At 38.1% G+C, this 16,475-nt stretch carries 16 protein-coding genes and 4 pseudogenes; 8 read left to right on the top strand and 12 right to left on the bottom strand.

The genetic code is table 11. The features are described from left to right. The first annotated feature begins 76 nt into the window (after window positions 1-76). Together P7J49_RS10710 and P7J49_RS10705 are read left to right on the top strand one after the other, a co-directional pair. On the top strand, window positions 77-625 hold the full coding sequence (locus tag P7J49_RS10710) for a DUF2815 family protein (RefSeq protein WP_032462758.1): 549 nt from the start codon (window positions 77-79) through the stop codon (window positions 623-625). A 234-nt stretch (window positions 626-859) separates the two neighbouring features. After that, window positions 860-2,815 carry a DNA polymerase gene (locus P7J49_RS10705; protein WP_408570661.1) on the top strand — a complete coding sequence of 652 codons (1,956 nt, stop codon included), beginning with the start codon at window positions 860-862 and terminating at the stop codon, window positions 2,813-2,815. Between the two features lie 35 nt (window positions 2,816-2,850). Here the strand turns inward: P7J49_RS10705 and P7J49_RS10700 are convergent, their stop codons facing one another. The 10 genes and pseudogenes from P7J49_RS10700 to P7J49_RS10655 all read right to left on the bottom strand — a co-directional run bounded on the left by P7J49_RS10700 (window position 2,851) and on the right by P7J49_RS10655 (window position 10,769). Further along, window positions 2,851-3,420: a hypothetical protein gene (locus P7J49_RS10700; RefSeq protein ID WP_044776942.1), complete on the bottom strand. Its 570-nt coding sequence runs from the start codon at window positions 3,418-3,420 to the stop codon at window positions 2,851-2,853. Window positions 3,421-3,826: 406 nt separating this feature from the next. Further along, a complete protein-coding gene (locus tag P7J49_RS10695; RefSeq protein WP_408570660.1) occupies window positions 3,827-5,695 on the bottom strand; it encodes an XRE family transcriptional regulator in 1,869 nt (622 codons plus the stop codon). Window positions 5,696-5,709: 14 nt separating this feature from the next. Continuing rightward, window positions 5,710-6,627 (bottom strand): annotated as a pseudogene (locus tag P7J49_RS10690) (N-6 DNA methylase); the annotation flags it as partial. Between the two features lie 23 nt (window positions 6,628-6,650). After that, window positions 6,651-6,875 (bottom strand): annotated as a pseudogene (locus P7J49_RS10685) (conjugal transfer protein TraE); the annotation flags it as partial. Further along, window positions 6,778-7,176, bottom strand: a complete 399-nt coding sequence (locus P7J49_RS10680) for a PrgI family protein (RefSeq protein ID WP_106057202.1) — start codon at window positions 7,174-7,176, stop codon at window positions 6,778-6,780. The pseudogene P7J49_RS10685 and the gene P7J49_RS10680, both read right to left, overlap by 98 nt. 59 nt (window positions 7,177-7,235) lie before the next feature. Continuing rightward, window positions 7,236-7,510: pseudogene (locus P7J49_RS10675) on the bottom strand (helix-turn-helix domain-containing protein); the annotation flags it as partial. Between the two features lie 81 nt (window positions 7,511-7,591). Next, a complete protein-coding gene (gene tet(W) / locus P7J49_RS10670; RefSeq protein WP_000691721.1) occupies window positions 7,592-9,511 on the bottom strand; it encodes a tetracycline resistance ribosomal protection protein Tet(W) in 1,920 nt (639 codons plus the stop codon). A 657-nt stretch (window positions 9,512-10,168) separates the two neighbouring features. Further along, a pseudogene (locus tag P7J49_RS10665) lies at window positions 10,169-10,252 on the bottom strand (Maff2 family mobile element protein); the annotation flags it as partial. Window positions 10,253-10,271: 19 nt separating this feature from the next. After that, window positions 10,272-10,511, bottom strand: coding sequence for an N-6 DNA methylase (locus tag P7J49_RS10660; protein WP_044776769.1), 240 nt, complete (start codon window positions 10,509-10,511; stop codon window positions 10,272-10,274). A gap of 6 nt (window positions 10,512-10,517) precedes the next feature. Then, window positions 10,518-10,769 carry a helix-turn-helix domain-containing protein gene (locus P7J49_RS10655; protein WP_257080468.1) on the bottom strand — a complete coding sequence of 84 codons (252 nt, stop codon included), beginning with the start codon at window positions 10,767-10,769 and terminating at the stop codon, window positions 10,518-10,520. Window positions 10,770-10,868: 99 nt separating this feature from the next. On the opposite strand from P7J49_RS10655, the gene P7J49_RS10650 reads away from it, so the two are divergent. Genes P7J49_RS10650 through P7J49_RS10625 form a run of 6 tightly spaced genes read left to right on the top strand, consistent with a single transcriptional unit; the run spans window position 10,869 to window position 13,986 of the window. Continuing rightward, window positions 10,869-11,567 (top strand): helix-turn-helix domain-containing protein, encoded by a 699-nt coding sequence (locus P7J49_RS10650; RefSeq protein ID WP_044776768.1) that lies wholly within the window; start codon window positions 10,869-10,871, stop codon window positions 11,565-11,567. A 2-nt stretch (window positions 11,568-11,569) separates the two neighbouring features. After that, complete coding sequence (locus P7J49_RS10645) at window positions 11,570-11,797, top strand: hypothetical protein (protein ID WP_256796733.1); 228 nt, start codon at window positions 11,570-11,572, stop codon at window positions 11,795-11,797. After that, on the top strand, window positions 11,775-11,915 hold the full coding sequence (locus tag P7J49_RS10640; RefSeq protein ID WP_153309563.1) for a hypothetical protein: 141 nt from the start codon (window positions 11,775-11,777) through the stop codon (window positions 11,913-11,915). Before P7J49_RS10645 ends, P7J49_RS10640 begins: the two co-directional genes overlap by 23 nt. Window positions 11,916-11,919: 4 nt before the next feature. After that, window positions 11,920-13,335 (top strand): Y-family DNA polymerase, encoded by a 1,416-nt coding sequence (locus P7J49_RS10635; RefSeq protein ID WP_408570659.1) that lies wholly within the window; start codon window positions 11,920-11,922, stop codon window positions 13,333-13,335. Continuing rightward, window positions 13,332-13,700, top strand: a complete 369-nt coding sequence (locus P7J49_RS10630) for a hypothetical protein (RefSeq protein WP_408570658.1) — start codon at window positions 13,332-13,334, stop codon at window positions 13,698-13,700. Before P7J49_RS10635 ends, P7J49_RS10630 begins: the two co-directional genes overlap by 4 nt. Further along, window positions 13,687-13,986, top strand: a complete 300-nt coding sequence (locus P7J49_RS10625) for a DUF5960 family protein (RefSeq protein ID WP_408570657.1) — start codon at window positions 13,687-13,689, stop codon at window positions 13,984-13,986. Before P7J49_RS10630 ends, P7J49_RS10625 begins: the two co-directional genes overlap by 14 nt. A gap of 223 nt (window positions 13,987-14,209) precedes the next feature. Here the strand turns inward: P7J49_RS10625 and P7J49_RS10620 are convergent, their stop codons facing one another. Further along, complete coding sequence (locus P7J49_RS10620; RefSeq protein ID WP_408570656.1) at window positions 14,210-14,989, bottom strand: sulfite exporter TauE/SafE family protein; 780 nt, start codon at window positions 14,987-14,989, stop codon at window positions 14,210-14,212. 20 nt (window positions 14,990-15,009) lie between these two features. Continuing rightward, entirely contained in the window at window positions 15,010-16,470 is a 1,461-nt protein-coding gene (locus tag P7J49_RS10615; RefSeq protein WP_408570655.1) for a glycoside hydrolase family 1 protein, read from the bottom strand. Window positions 16,471-16,475 lie beyond the last annotated feature (5 nt).

Raw genomic sequence — 16,475 nt, 5'->3', positions numbered from 1 at the left:
AAGTTGATTGTTTTTTTATTCTAGTGTACAGGTAAATCCACGAATTCTCAACTGGGGGTCTTTACATATTGTCTATATGACAACCAAAGTAATAACAGGACCAAACACTCGCTTCAGCTACTTAAATGCCAATGAGCCAAAATCTATCAATGGTAGCACTCCCAAGTACAGTGCCTCACTCATCATTCCAAAAGAGGATACTGCCACCATTAACAAGATCAAAGCAGCCATTGAGCAAGCCTATAAAGAAGGTGAGTCAAAACTCAAAGGCAATGGCAAATCGGTACCTGCATTGTCTACTCTGAAAACTCCACTTCGTGATGGCGACCTTGAACGCCCTGATGATGAAGCTTACAAAAATGCTTACTTCGTAAATGCCAACTCTCCACACAAACCTGGAGTCGTTGATGGCAATCGTCAAGAAATCATTGATACTTCAGAATTGTACTCTGGTATCTATGGTCGTGCTTCTATTACCTTCTATGCTTTCAATTCAAATGGTAATAAAGGTATTGCTTGCGGTTTGAATAACTTGCAAAAATTGCGTGATGGTGAGCCACTTGGAGGACGTACTCGTGCTGAGGATGATTTTGCGACTGAAGATGATGATGACTTTTTGAACTAGAAAGAGAGAGTTAGATTGATGATGTATACTATTTTAACTTGTACTATTATGGGACTCTGGGTGCTTATCGGACTATACTTCGGGTATATGACCATTAGAGATGACATTCGAAATGAAATGGAACGAAAGGCAAAGCAAAATAAAGAAAAACTTAGCCAAACACCTCTCAGTCGAAAAAACAAATAGAACTTTAGGTGGCAGTACTTCTGTCACCTTTTTCAGAAAGGACGTACTATGCCAATTAAAGAGATTAGTATAGACCTCGAAACTTATTGTGAAATTGACTTACGAAAATCTGGTGCCTATCGCTATTCGGAAGATGACAGTTTTGAACTCCTTCTGTTTGCGGTATCTGTCAATAATGGACCAGTGACTGTTTACGACTTAACTAAAGAGAAATTACCACAAGACATTCTTGAAGCTTTAGTAGACGATAGAGTCATCAAATGGGCATTCAACGCTTCATTTGAACGAATTTGTCTATCCAACTGGCTCAAGAAACATCATCCTGATTTATTATTAGATGGATTTCTCTCGCCTAATTCATGGAGATGTAGCATGATTTGGTCCGCATATTTAGGACTCCCGCTTTCCTTAGAAGGTGTTGGAACAGTTCTCAAACTCAAAGACAAAAAGATGAGAGAGGGGGCTGATCTCATTCGCTACTTCTGCGTGCCTTGTAAGCCAACCAAAGTCAATGGGGGACGAATTCGTAACTTTCCTCATCACGCACCTAACAAGTGGTCTACCTTTATCGATTACAACAGACGTGATGTTGAGGTCGAATTGGCCATCAAGGAGAGGTTAAAAAACTTCCCAGTACCAGATTTTGTTTGGGATGAGTACCACCAGGATCAGATTATCAATGACCGTGGTATTGGCATAGATATTGATTTTGTCAAAGCTGCTATAAAAATTGATTCAGAAAGCAAAGCTAAAATCCAAGAAGAACTAAAAGCATTAACACGTCTTGAAAATCCCAACTCTGTTCTGCAGATGATTGGCTGGTTACGTGAACATGGAGTAACTACAGATTCTCTAGACAAAAAAGTTGTGAAAGAATTACTCAAAACGGCTGATGAAACAACTGCACAAGTTCTCAAACTTCGTCAGCAAGCTGCCAAATCAAGTGTCTCTAAGTACCAGGCTATGATGAACTGTGTTTGTAAAGACGGTCGAGCAAGAGGGATGTTCCAATTTTTCGGAGCTAATAGAACTGGTCGATGGGCTGGTCGTTTGGTACAACTTCAGAATCTACCTCAGAACCATCTTCCTGACCTTGAGGAAGCTAGAGAACTTTTCGGAACAGGTGACCTAGAAGCTACTGAGTTTCTCTACGACACACAAGATACCTTATCTCAACTTATCCGAACTGCCTTTGTCCCTAGTAAAGGAAAGAAATTCATTGTTTGCGACTTTTCAGCTATCGAAGCTCGTGTACTCTCCCACTTAGCTGGAGAGAGATGGCGTAGTAAGGTATTTGAACAAGGGAAAGACATTTACTGTATATCAGCATCGCAGATGTTTGGAGTACCAGTTGAGAAATATGGTCAAAATTCAGAACTGCGTCAAAAAGGGAAAATTGCTGAACTGGCTTGTGGCTATGGTGGTTCTGTCGGTGCTTTAAAAGCTATGGGTGCACTTGATATGGGACTTAAAGATAAAGAACTCCGACCACTCGTCGATTCTTGGAGACAAGCCAACCCAAATATCGTACTCTTTTGGTGGGATGTGGATCGAGCTGTGAAGACTGCCATTAAACAGCATATACAAACCGAAACACATGGTATTCAATTCGAAGTCAACAAGGGAATGTTATCCATCACCCTTCCTTCTGGAAGAAAACTCGCCTATGTCAAACCTAAAATTGGTGAGAACCAATTTGGTGGAGAATCCATCACTTATGAGGGAACTGGTACTGCTAAACGATGGGAAAGACTTGAGAGTTATGGTCCAAAGTTTGTCGAAAACATTGTCCAAGCCATAAGCCGTGATATACTTGCTTTTGCTATGAAACAATTACAAGAATTCAATATTGTAGGTCATGTTCACGATGAAGTGATTATTGAATGTGGCATAGATCAAAGCCTTGATGAGATTGCCTACTTGATGGGAATTGCCCCAGAATGGATGACTGATATCAAACTTCGAGCAGATGGATACGAATGTTCCTTTTACCAAAAAGACTAAAAAATCGCCACCTCACAATCGAGATGGCGATTTAATTATTTGTTTAACACTTTGTAAAGCTCCAATCCATCTTTCTGAACTTTATTGACCTTTTTATATCCAGCTGATTTTTTGACACCTAACTTCTCAAAGATTTCTTTATACTCATAACCTTCCAGTAGCATTTCCAAAATTTCTGGCGCTTGATAATTGGATTCAGCAAGTATTGTTTTCAAATAATCGAACTGCTCCATTGCTAAGTAAAGTTCGATACCTTCATCAGCAATTGCTAAATCTTGCTTTTCGGTAAAAGCTTCCCAAGATGAAATCTCTAATGCATACTTACTCGGTTTGCGAAATTGCTTGAGATAATCATTAACCGAGTTATTATACCACCAGACCGTTTGTTCATACTCATCTTCTGAAACAGGCACAAATGCAGTTAAAATTGGAATGCCCATGATACGGCATTGACGTAATGTACCTCGAATTAGCCCCGACTGGCTTGAAGACATATAGTAAGCTTGAACAAACATAGGAGCTAGTACTTCACCTTCTGTTGGTTCTACACCAGTTGAAGAAGTTTGCGATTGACAGTAGTTGAAAAAGTTGACATTGATTGCCATGTTTTGACTCCATTTCTTTGGCAAGCAAAGAAAAAGAGAATGACAAACCAATATTCAATTTTGTATTTGACCATATCAGCATTTCCTCTGCTTAATCATGGTCAACTGGCTTTATTAGTTGATCTGCTTTCCTTAAAAACACAGTTAAAGCCAATAATGTAGGAACATTCCTCATTACAAAGTATTTTTAAGGAGACGACTTATTGTAGGATTAATCTTTACACTCTTAGTATATAGTTTTGACTCTACTAAAAACAGGTAGTCCATACTTCCGCCTTAAAAACCTATTCTAACGGGTTTCCTGATTATTTCCTTTATTGAATTATGCAAATTTGAGCCAAAAACCGGAATATGAATTTCTGGTTTTTGATAAAAAAAAATAAACTACCACAAATTTTGTGATAGTTTATAAGGTTTTCATATCTGCAGCTTGCAACATTGAGTTAATTTCAGCAATAGGCTTGTAGTAGTTTGTTGACAGTAGCAACTGATAGACTTGGTGCTTGGGGGTTTTTGTTAGTCGGTAACCTGCTTTCTCTAGCAAATCCTCACTTATTGGTGGAAACAATTTTAATGCAAAACAAAATGACAATGCTAATTCTAATTTTGGTAAATAATCATCCTCAGTCTCGTATTTCCTAAGTGTTCGCTCATCGATGCCAACAATTCTCGCCAATAATGGTTGTGAGCATTTTTTCCGCTTTCGATGACTTTTCAGTGTTCCCGAAAACTCTAACGGTAATTCTTTCAATAGGGCAGAGATTCTATTACCAAGTTCCAACAATACCGACGGTTCTAATTGAGACATTAGGCTAGGATTCTGAATAATTTCTTCAAAATCAGCCTTTATTTCACTTTCTTTTGTGACTCCTCTATTTAATACATAATCATAGTAATCCGCATCAGAAATTGAACTCAATTTTTTTGATTTCACTTTGAATAACAAACAACACTCATCCATATGCTCATATGCGTAGTCTGTCATTATTGGTCCATCTTTTGTAAAAGAAATATACTTTTTATCTATTAAACAAAGATGATTATCAATGTATAAGAACCTATTACTATTAATGATTCGCTTGAATTCCTCATTAAAACAGTATTCAAAAAATAAATCATTAGATGTAATTGTATAACTATTGCCGTTGTCGAAGGCATCCAACTCAAATGCGAAATTGTGCATATACCTATCATCTAGATAATTATACACACCAGTTGCTTCTTTAAATCCCAAATCAATCATCCTGATTTTAGCAGCTTGCCGTGAAACATTGAAGAAAGCCGCTAAATTGTCAACTACTTCTTGCACTAATTCAGATCGACTCAAATCAGGATTAACTAATGTCAAAGTTTGAAATAGCTCCCTAATTTTTATTCTAGTTTGGATCTTAGGCATAAGAATTCGAGGGGCAATCCCATTGGCTTGCCACTCCATCCAGTCAAGAGGAGTCCACATACTTGAATCAGCTAAATTTTCTTCTGTCCAGCTACTAACAGTTGAGTGACTCTTATCTAGAATCATCTTAACTTCATGAAATACCTTATGAAGTTCCCAGTGAACACATTCATGGATAACCGTATTGTTATAAGAACCCACGTTCCGTTTAAAGACTACATCTTTATCAACAAGGACACTACCTTTGTTAAAACGCTTAGAGACTAGTTCCCCATCCTCAATAACCTCAACATCAGTATCCTTAAAGACCATCTTCCCGAAAACTGAATCATCAATAGTTAACTTTTCTTGATAGATTGTCAAACCCATTCTAGAAACAATCGTCTCGACTGGAATAGGGGTAGGTTGGGTTATAGCTTGAGGATAGTACTTCCTTAAGAAGTTTTCAGCAATATCATCAAAATCTTTTTTCCTTATGTAAGGAACCCAGTCGTTACTCAGTATAAAGTTTTTGGATTTATTATACAGATCTTCTTTGAATTCTGTATTGTAAATTTGAAAGTTTTTTATCCCTGTATCAAGCTCTATCTTTGCCTGTACAGAGACATACTTAGATTTTGTATCAATCTCCATCTCACCTTTGATATATTGTCGAACCACTACTTCTGCGATTACAATAATTTCAATCTTTAACTCATAATTATTAAGAATTTCATAGTTTACTTTATATAAGTCAAAGTCATCAAACTCAATAAAACCGTTTGGCTCAGGAACCATGTGAGTAGATAAATCAGTATTATCCTTATTATTAAATACAAAACCTTTAACAGTTTTGATAATTTTCTCATGGTATGTATCAAAAATATATTTATCGAACATCTACATCTCCAAGATTATCTACACTTATCTTCTAAAAAAATTATACCACATTTTGTAGAGCCTACCGAAAAAGTAGCATACTTCAAAATCTGGCAAACTTTTTCATAATAATGATTTCTAAGATTTCTTGGTATTATCAAACTACCAGCTGGAACTATCTTAGATGAATCACTCTCGATGATATTTGTTATCTCAGAAACTGTTTTTGTTTTTTTCTGTTGCTTCCCTTGAATATTAGAGTTAGAATGAGCTTGAATTATATTAATAATTTTATCTAATAACTGATTTTCTACAGTGCCTACTTGAAAAGCAGCCACTGGTGGAGCTAGGCACTTCAACTTTTGGTTAGTGATATACTTACAATTTTCATTAATATCATAGACATTCTCAATTGCATCTACTAACCATGATTGTGGAACAATCTTTTCTAATTTATCCCATTGTGGATGTTTCGTAATAAAAAGAACATCAGTAGCTCCCTTATTACCAGCTTTTCCACGATATAGATTCGGAAATCCTTTTGAGTTCTTTATATCCTTACTAATTTCATAAGGAATATCAAAATCACTAAGGAAAGTTCTCCACCCATCACCTACTGACAAATTAAGCTTAGTTCTAGAAATATTTCTAATATCTAACACATCAGACTTCTCCAGTTCTGATAAATCATTAATATTAATATCTGAAACCTTATGAGTGGTTTGAATCAAAACTACATCATCTGTGGTATTACCTTTTTCACCGACCAATATTACAGTTTCCATAGTAACATCGTTGAATAGGTTATCTCTCGGATAAAGAAAAATTTTAGTCAATCCAAATTTTTCTATTAATAACTTCCTGATAGCTGTTGATTCTTTTCCTAATCCAAATAGATGAGATTTAGGTAAAATCACCCCAACTGTGGTTCCATTTTCAATTTTTTCTACTAGGTACTCAAGGAACGGCCCCTCTAGTGCTTTTCATCAAGCTGGCATATTCCACTTTTTAGCATTCTCAGATAAGGTATTGTGTCTTCAACAGTATATCTCTTAGGCTCTTTCTTAAATATTAAGTCGATTAGAGAAGCTTTTTTCTTCTGCTTAGTCAGCTTTTCTTTTTTCAGGTTTCTTTTGTTTTCCTTTAATACCTTTTGATTTTTTTCTAATTGAATTTGCTGTAATTTTCTTTTCTTGTTCAAGGTAAACCTCCTTTCTCAGTCGCTTCTGTGGTTGATAAAACTTGTGTAGATATATGTGCTTAAAATATTTCTCAAAGGTAAGTCCATCTTTTTCAAATAGTGTTACAAAGAAGATTGGAAGCGTTGATACAATTAAAAACAGTATCGCTATATCATTTGGCATAAACTTTCTCATAAATAAATAGACTGGTATACCAACCAGTCCAGCAAGTGTAAATCCAATTAATTGTCTTCTTGTAAGGTTAAAGGCTACCTTTGTTTTTACCTTTTTTAAATCTTTGGGAATTGGTACATAGCCCATAGCTTACCTCCCATCTTCTTTTTCCTTTGAAAATGCTTCAAAATGTTCATAGCATGAAGCATATCGTACTTATTAAATTGTCGTTTCTCCTTTTTTTCATATGTTTCCATCTTTGTTATTACCTCCTTCGCAAAATCGTCCATGTTGACTCCAAAAAGAAAGCAAATTTTTTCAACATATTTAAATCGGGTTCATTAACATCTCTCTCCCAATTCGATAGTGCCTGCCGGGTAACATTCAATTCCCCGGCTAGTTCTTCCTGTGTCATTCCCAATTGTGTTCGCAGATGACGTATTTGCTTTCCTGTTGTAATATTCGTCTGTTCCTGGTTCAAAATAGTTTCTCCTCTCTGATACTGATTTTATCAATGATATTTCGCAATAGCCAGCAATGAACGCTTGCATTGCGCAAGACGTTACATTATCTTCTGAAACATATAGCGCACCTTGTCCAGGCGGCTGTTTGGACGGCGGGGCTGGATGACTGGCTTGCCGACAGCGGCCTGATACCCTTTCAGTTCTGTAAGGCATACGCTCTGCCCGTTGGTGTAAAAGGCCAGATCAGTACGGTATGCCTGTATACAGCGGGCGGGAATCTCGCCAGTAAAGACAACTTCATCCTTTTTTACCTGGACCGTTTCGATGGTGGCACAGTATTTCGGTGCATCATGATAAGCCCTGGAAAGATATTCCCGGGGCGCATAGAGGGTGAAGGAGAGATAAGGTTCCAGCAGTTGCGTCCCTGATTCCTTCAATGCCTGTTCCAATACAATCGGGGCCAATGAGCGGAAGTCCGCCGGCGTGCTGACCGGACTGTAATAAAGCCCGTATTCAAAGCAAATCTTACAGTCCGTTACGTTCCAGCCGAACAAGCCCTGCTCCAGCCCGTAACGGATACCATCCCTGACAGCGTTTTGAAAACTCTGGTTCAAGTATCCCAGCGAAACCCGGCTCTCGTATTGTACACCGGAGCCAAGCGGGAGTGGTGTAACAGACAGTCCGATGGATGCCCAAAACGGGTTGGGTGGCACCTCGATATGGATGGTGTGGCTGGCTGCTTTGAGCGGCCGCTCCATATAAATGACGGTGGGTTCCTTTACCACTGTTTCAAGCTTGTATTTTTCCGACAGCAAAGCGGAAACAACCTCCAACTGCACCCGGCCCAAAAAAGAAAGAATGATCTCATGGGTGATGGAATCCACCTCGCAGCGCAAAAGCGGGTCAGTATCCGCAAGTTGCGTAAGAGCGTCCAGCAGCCGTTCTCTTTGCGCTGCCGTTTTCGGCGCAATCGACGTCCGCAGCATGGGGAGGGGGTCCTCACGCCACCTTTTACGAGGGAGCCGGGTTGGGTCCCCTAATACATCGTTTAACCTCACGCTGTCGCTGGGAAGGATAACAATTTCACCCGGATAAGCGGTGTCTGTCCGAACAATTTCCCCTTTGGATGGAATACGCATCTCTGTGATTTTCAGCTTTTCTCTCCCGGCCAGGGCCACCGTATCCCGCAGGCGCAGCGTTCCGCTGTATAGCCGTAGATAGACACGCCGCTGGCCGCAATCTGTATACTCCACCTTGAAAACGCTGCCGCATAGGGCGGCGCTCCCCTGTTCCCCAATCGGTTGGAACAGCCCTGTCACCGCATCCATCAACGGTTGAATGCCAAGGCCCTTTTTGGCGCTGCCATAATAGACCGGGAACAGGGAGGCGTCTTGAACCCGCCGCTGTTCCTCCCGCACAAGTTTTTCCCGGCTGATTGGTTCTCCTGCGATATACTTTTCCAATAATTTATCGTTATTTTCGATGACCGCATCCCATGCTTCTATGTCGGTATTTTCCTCCAGGACTATTTCCGGGGACAGCGACACCGTCTGCTTGATGATAATATCGGCGGAGAGCTTATCCCGAACAGACTGAACCACGCTCTGCAAATCAACGCCAGCCTGGTCGATCTTGTTGATAAAGATAACGGTGGGAATGTTCATTTTCCGCAGGGCATGGAACAGAATACGGGTCTGGGCCTGCACGCCATCTTTAGCGGAGATCACCAAGATGGCCCCATCTAAAACAGCCAAAGAGCGGTACACCTCCGCCAAAAAATCCATGTGGCCGGGCGTATCCACAATGTTGACTTTACATCTGTGCCACTGGAAGGAAGTGACTGCCGCTTGAATGGTAATCCCACGCTGCCGCTCCAAAAACATGGTGTCCGTCCTCGTTGTCCCTTTTTCGACGCTCCCCGGTTCTGAAATGGCTCCGCTGGCATATAGCAGGCTCTCCGTCAAGGTCGTCTTTCCAGCGTCTACATGGGCAAGAATTCCAATATTGATTATTTTCATGTGATTGTCCTCCCTTTACTGCCCCGAAGGGCATAAAAATCCCCAGCAGTAAAATACTTTTACCACTGGGGATGATAATTTGCGCACCTACACATATACAGCATACACCTGTTTGTGAGTGCTGTTTTTGGGGATATGTCAAAATTGATAAGGCAAAAGTATTCTTAAATTGGGTACAAAAAACTAAGCCCCTACAAAAGGGACTATCATAATCCTTTGTTCCCACTATTTGATTATAGTTTTATTTAAGAATACCTTGCCGCATATTTTTTACTCCTTTTCTGGAATTGAATTATTATATCACATCAGTTTTAGGAAAACAAGTATCTAAAAGAAATTTTTCTTCCCCTTATATGTAACAATCATACCGGCTTCCTAACGTTCAGAATGGTTTCTACTGTCTGCTGCGGTGTTTGGTTGGAATTGTCCAGCCAAAAGCCGATCCGTGGTGTTGTCTGCATTTTACTAAATACAAATTCAATGTATACAGAAAGAAATATATAAGGAGTGGGAGGGATTCCGCCGTAGTCGGCATTGTAGGAAAATCCAAAAGTTTAGATTTTCTCAAAATGCTTATCTTTTGGTCTTTGGTTCGGAATAGTGTAGTGCTGGCGGTCTATCTATTGTTTTCGGTTGCTTGCTTCTTTACCGTACATGAGCATTTGCTCCAGGGTTATCATTACCATATCCCTCCATAAGGTTAATAACACCCCATGCTCCAAGACCAGCACCTACTGCCATTACCAAAATCTTTAATACATTAAGATGTATCGAATCCCTTATCTATTAGAATATCAATTAAATCTTCATCAATTTCTACCGCACTTAATTTTGTCTCTCTATCGATTAAATCCATACAGGCTTCTAAAAGAGAGCCTGACCCTGCAGCAGGATCGAGAATCTCATCATACGTCCTTCCTTGAAAAAACAAGGCCATTAATCTTGAAATATTACTTGGCGTAAATACCTGTCCTAACTCTTTCTTTAAAGTATATGTCATATCGTTTTACTTTTTAACCTCCTCAAATAAACTTTCTATTAATTCTGATACATCACACTGTAAGTACAAAGAAATTTTCAGCAAAGTATCCGTTGTAACACTCTCATTCTTTATTAATTTGGAGTAAGTACTGGAAGCTAGTTTGACGGATTCTCTCAATTCAGTTCTTGTAATATTCTTTTCTTCTAGTTTTTTCCATAGCGGACCGTAACTTATACTCATAACAACTCCTTGAGATTTTATATATAATTTTACCATAAAGTACCGAAATCCGTACAACTAATAAAATCATTGCATTTTTTGTTATTTTTGGATGTAATTTAGTTGTTTTATAAAACAACATAGGAGTATTATACCATGTTTTCTGGATTACGTCTCAAAGAAAGAAGAGAAAAGCAAAACTTATCTCAGGTCGAAATCGCAAACATACTTGAAATTAATCGTTCATCTTACAATAGCTGGGAATCTGGAAGAGCAAAACCAAATCAAAAAAACCTTACTGCTCTAGCTGCTATTCTTGATGTTCCAGTGACGTACTTCGAATCTGAGTACAACATTGTCAACAACTTCCTGCAGCTTAATGACTTCAACAAAGTTTTAGCTGAGGAATATATGGAGGACTTACTTCAAACTCAACGTGAGGCTGAGCGTAAGGTCATTCAGCTTTTTCCTATCGAGGTTCTGGACGATATTTCGCTATCTGCTGGTCCTGGTCAAAGTTTTGCGGACGAATACGAAACTTGTACCGTTTACTCTGACGAAGAACAATATGGTTACGACTTTGCCACTTGGATCAAAGGAACTTCTATGTCTCCTAAATACTTGGATGGTGAGGTGGCTCTTATTCGTGAAACTGGTTTTGACTACGATGGAGCTATCTATGCCTTGGTCTGGAATGACCAAACCTACATCAAAAAACTATACAAAGTTGAAGATGGTTTCCGAATGGTGTCCATCAATGAGGTAGGTAACCCAGAACGCTTTATTTCCAAAGATGATGATTTCCGAATTGTTGGTCTAGTTGTGGGACACTTCATGCCTGTAGAGGGGGTATAGTCATGAAGCTAAAGGATATTTTAGAACTTGGGACGTATGGTTTCAATCCGAACTGTAAAGTTGAAATATTCTGTATGGACAACTTTGAAGAGCGGCTAGAGAATGAAGGATTCGATGAAATTCTTATTCCTCAAAATGATGATGCAAAAATCTATCCTTACGCTTTTTTGATAGAGGATTCTATTTTGATTGCTATGACCGAGGAGGATGACAATACCAATGAATGTTAAAGAAATGATTTACATCAAAGACGAACGTATTATCTTCACCCCTGACAAATTTGAATACGACATCACAGATTACATCGGTGAACTTATCGAAGAGCTAGAAAAACTTAAAAGGAGATAATCCTATGGGCTATATCGACTATTCTTTTGAACCTCAAAGTGACATAGCCTTCCTCGATATGAAGTCCTTCTACGCTTCGGTAGAATGTGTGGATAGAGGTTTGCATCCGCTCTACACATCACTGTGTGTCATGAGCCGTGCAGACAACTCGGCAGGATTGATTCTCGCTTCTTCTCCTATGTTTAAGAAAGTCTTCGGTAAAGCAAATGTAGGTCGTTCCTACGACTTGCCATTTGATATCAACACTCGAAAATTCAGCTATCAAAATGCATGGAAACAGGGAATTGAGGTAACACCAAAGTATAAATCGTTTATTGAACACTGGGCAAAACGTACACTCATCGTTCCTCCTCGAATGGACAGATATATTGAGAAGAATCTAGAGATTCAGCATATCTTTCAAGACTATGCTGCTCCAGATGACATTCTCCCCTATTCAATCGATGAAGGCTTTATTGACCTTACTAGCTCACTCTCTTACTTTATTTCTGATAAGTCAATGTCAAGGAAAGATATGTTGGATAATGTTTCGGCTATGATTCAGAGAGATATTTACAGTAAAACAGGTATTATCTCAACTGTTGGAATGAGTAATTCCAATCCTCTTCTAGCTAAACTAGCTCTAGATAATGAAGCAAAGAAAACTGCTACAATGAGAGCTAACTGGTCATATGAAGATGTAGAAACCAAGGTATGGTCTATACCAAAATTAACAGACTTTTGGGGGATTGGTAGTAAAACCGAGATTCATTTACAAAAACTTGGTATTCATTCAATCAAAGAACTGGCCAATTTCAATCCTGATATTCTAAAAAAAGAATTCGGTAAAGTTGGTGTTCAGCTTTGGTTTCACGCAAATGGAGTTGATGAGAGCAACGTCCATGAACCTTATAAACCAAAATCAAGAGGCTTAGGTAACTCACAAGTTCTTCCTAGAGATTACAGAACCCAAAGAGAAATTGAAATCGTATTAGCTGAAATGGCTGAGCAGGTTGCTAATCGACTGCGTTCAGCACATAAGAAAGCTACTGTCGTTTCTATTCATATTGGCTATTCTAGAACTGAGATGAAAAAATCTATAAATGCTCAGAAAAAAATTGACCCAGCAAATCTTCCAAAAACAATGGTTGGTCATGTACTAGAATTATTCCGAAAGAAATACAACTCTGGTGCAGTGAGACAAATCGGTGTCTCTTATAGTGGCTTCGTAGATGAAAGCTATACTCTACTATCACTTTTTGATGATGTAGAACAAATTGAAAAAGAGAATAGACTTCAGACAGCTATTGATGTTGTCAGAGAACAGTTTGGCTTTTTAGCCATACAAAAAGGAACCGTCCTAACTGAAGGTTCCAGAAATATTGAACGCAGTAAACTTATCGGCGGTCATTCCGCTGGTGGATTGGAGGGATTAAAATGATTGATCGCTCATACTTACCATTTCAGTCAGCAAGAGAGTACCAGGATACTAAGATGCAAAAATGGATGGGATTCTTCCTATCTGAGCATACATCTGCTCTTTCTGATGATGCAAACAAAGTAACGTACATGTCTGATTTATCACTAGAGAAGAAATTATTACTCCTCAGTCAGGTGTATGCTGGGCAACTGAACACCCGCATTCATGTCGTTGAAAAAAACAATCGAGTTTCCTACACTGGGACAATACGAAGTCTGACCAAAGATTGCTTTTTGATAAAAACCCCAACAGGTCACATCAATTTGAAATTGAAAGACATAATTAGTATTGAACTTGTAGAGGAGGTGCTCTATGAATCAGCTTGAGTTTCAGCGTAATCACCTACAAATGGACTATTACAGCGAGAGCTACCAAGATTTTGAACGTGACTTCTACCGTTACTCCAACATGAATATACCATTGACCTTTCTGACTGATGATATCCTCAAAACAATGGCAACTTCTCGTAAGAATTACTTTGTCCTAAATAAGGAAAAGGCTAGAGATAATCGTGATCACTTTTTCATTTTTGAGGTAAGTACCTTAGATGAGAATCCACTAATTTGCCAATATTCGTATAAGAAAACTACAACATATTTAGTACAAAAATAGGAGTTCATCAAAAGATGACTCCATTCTTATTCTCTTGTAATAAGATAAATTTTGTAAAAACTCATAGTCTACATATTCAGAAATTTAGTAAAATGCATATACAACAAAACCAATATTAAATCTAATTTCCTATATCATTTTTGAAAACCAATATGTCAGACATGAACGATCAACTTGACTAAAAAACAAACGAATCTCTATGGGTTTCAGTAATAAATAGTACCTAAAAATTATTAACAATATTAAAAATACAAACAATCAATAATCCAAACATTAGAAAGGCATATATACGATTGACTTGCTTTTCTGTACTCTTATGATTAATAATCGTTCCAATTTGACCACCTAGAATTGCTGCAGTAACAATTAAAGGTACTAAAATCCATCTAAAATTTTCCTGTGGAGGAAATGCTACAAGTTTTATGATTTTAGGAATCTGAGCAAAGAAAATCATGGCTATGGAATAAGGAGCGGATTCCTTTGCAGAGAAAGACATCATTCCAACAAGAACAATTATATTTAAAGGTCCACCACCAATTCCCAAGAAAACTGAAAGAGCACCAACGACACTCCCAACAAACAAAATGGTTAGTAAATGTCTAATTTGAAATTTAGGGACTCTTTCATTAAATTGAGTGAAGAATAATACTGATAGCAGGACAAAAAAGAGTAAAATGGACTGAATGAAAACTACTGAATTATTCGGAATAGATTGAGTCAATGACTTAAAGATAATTTCTCCAACAATACCTCCAATAATTGAGCCAATTGATAATCCGTAGAGAATTTTCTTATTGAATGTTACTCCATTTTTTGCATGTTTATAGATAGAAGATAAGCACATTGCAAATACTGCAATGGTTGAATATATCCCAATAACTGTTGCATTATCCATGCCAATTAAGTCAAAGAGTGGTTTAATGATTGCACCTCCCCCTGCACCTGAAGTAGCACCTATAGCTGTCGCAAAAAAGACAATAAGTGAATAAAGAATAATTTCCATATTAGTCCTCTAAATTCAAACTATGTAATATTTTCAGCATTTGTTGCTATCACATTTTTGTACCAATCAAAGGATAGTTTCTTATAGCGTTTGAAACTACCATTTCCTTTATCATCAACGTCAACATAGATAAAGCCATACCGTTTCTTCATTTCACCTGTTGACCATGCGATAAGATCTATACATCCCCATGGAGTATAACCCATAAGATCTACTCCATCTAGATCAACTGCATCTTTCATAGCCTTAATATGAGTGCGAAGATAATCAATCCGATAATCATCATCAACTTGACTATTAGATAATAAAGTATCGTTGGCACCTAATCCATTTTCCACAATAAATAAGGGAACATGATAACGATCATACATTTCACAAAGGGCGATACGTAAGCCTAAAGGATCTACAGTCCAGCCCCACTCAGAAACCTCTAAGTTTGGATTCTTGTAGCTGAGAATATTATTCCCAGGTGTCTTAGGCACACTAGTATCTATTGTTGACATGGTGGACATATAGTAGCTGAAACCAATAAAATCAACTGTACCATTAGACAGGAGCTCTAAATCACCTTCTTCCATCTCAATGCTAACACTCTTACGTTCAAACTCTTTCAGTTTGTAAGCAGGATAGTATCCTTTCACCTGTACATCTAAGTAAAATTCCACTTGACGTTTATAGTTAATATTTTCAATCACATCTTCCGGTCTAGCCGTCATAGCATAACTAGGAGCATACATAACCATATTGCCGATTTGAGCATTCGGAATAATCTCATGACAGAGCTGAACAGCATTAGCTGAGGCTAGAAAAATATGGTGAAGTGCCTGAAATTTTGTCTGATCATCATTCTTGTGAATACCAATTTGTAACCAAGAACGTAATACATTAATCTCGTTAAAAGTGATCCAATACTTCACCTTGTTTTTATAGCGTTTAAAAACTGTCTCACAATAGTGACTAAAAAAGTCAATAACTTTCCGACTAGACCAGCCATCATAATGGTCTGCTAAATAAAGTGGTGTATCAAAATGACATAAAGTGACAACTGGCTCAATCCCATACTTGATACACTCATCAAACACAGAATCATAAAAAGATAACCCTGCCTCATTAGCTTCAAGCTCATTACCCTTAGGGAAAATACGTGTCCAAGAGATAGACATTCGATAAGCCTTAAATCCCATTTCTGAAAAAAGTTTAATGTCATCTTTATAATGATCATAGAATTGTATACCAGAATGTGAGGGATAGAATTCATTAGGTATGATATGCCCTACTGCCCCTTCAGGAATAGCTGATAACCGTTCAGCGTATTTAATTTCACCTTCCAATGTTTTATAAGTAATTTGACGTGGAGTATTTTTGTCTCCAACTGTTAAAGTATCCATCGTGGTTAAACCACGACCATCACGATTAAACGCGCCCTCAATTTGGTTGGCAGCAGTTGCTCCTCCCCACAGAAAATCTTTTTTAAATCCCATTGATT

The sequence above is a fragment of the Streptococcus suis genome (genome assembly GCF_046032515.1).
Lineage (GTDB): Bacteria > Bacillota > Bacilli > Lactobacillales > Streptococcaceae > Streptococcus > Streptococcus suis_AL.
Note: the sequence above shows the minus strand (reverse complement) of the source record. Positions and strands in the feature narration are given on the sequence as shown.

Bases quoted from the DNA above. Each gene is read 5' to 3' on its own strand.
- P7J49_RS10710 (WP_032462758.1), top strand. From the start codon at position 77: ATGACAACCAAAGTAATAACAGGACCAAACACTCGCTTCAGCTACTTA.
- P7J49_RS10705 (WP_408570661.1), top strand. From the start codon at position 860: ATGCCAATTAAAGAGATTAGTATAGACCTCGAAACTTATTGTGAAATT.
- P7J49_RS10700 (WP_044776942.1), bottom strand. From the start codon at position 3,420: ATGGCAATCAATGTCAACTTTTTCAACTACTGTCAATCGCAAACTTCT.
- P7J49_RS10695 (WP_408570660.1), bottom strand. From the start codon at position 5,695: ATGTTCGATAAATATATTTTTGATACATACCATGAGAAAATTATCAAA.
- P7J49_RS10680 (WP_106057202.1), bottom strand. From the start codon at position 7,176: ATGGGCTATGTACCAATTCCCAAAGATTTAAAAAAGGTAAAAACAAAG.
- P7J49_RS10660 (WP_044776769.1), bottom strand. From the start codon at position 10,511: ATGACATATACTTTAAAGAAAGAGTTAGGACAGGTATTTACGCCAAGT.
- P7J49_RS10655 (WP_257080468.1), bottom strand. From the start codon at position 10,769: ATGGTAAAATTATATATAAAATCTCAAGGAGTTGTTATGAGTATAAGT.
- P7J49_RS10650 (WP_044776768.1), top strand. From the start codon at position 10,869: ATGTTTTCTGGATTACGTCTCAAAGAAAGAAGAGAAAAGCAAAACTTA.
- P7J49_RS10645 (WP_256796733.1), top strand. From the start codon at position 11,570: ATGAAGCTAAAGGATATTTTAGAACTTGGGACGTATGGTTTCAATCCG.
- P7J49_RS10640 (WP_153309563.1), top strand. From the start codon at position 11,775: ATGACAATACCAATGAATGTTAAAGAAATGATTTACATCAAAGACGAA.
- P7J49_RS10635 (WP_408570659.1), top strand. From the start codon at position 11,920: ATGGGCTATATCGACTATTCTTTTGAACCTCAAAGTGACATAGCCTTC.
- P7J49_RS10630 (WP_408570658.1), top strand. From the start codon at position 13,332: ATGATTGATCGCTCATACTTACCATTTCAGTCAGCAAGAGAGTACCAG.
- P7J49_RS10625 (WP_408570657.1), top strand. From the start codon at position 13,687: ATGAATCAGCTTGAGTTTCAGCGTAATCACCTACAAATGGACTATTAC.
- P7J49_RS10620 (WP_408570656.1), bottom strand. From the start codon at position 14,989: ATGGAAATTATTCTTTATTCACTTATTGTCTTTTTTGCGACAGCTATA.
- P7J49_RS10615 (WP_408570655.1), bottom strand. From the start codon at position 16,470: ATGGGATTTAAAAAAGATTTTCTGTGGGGAGGAGCAACTGCTGCCAAC.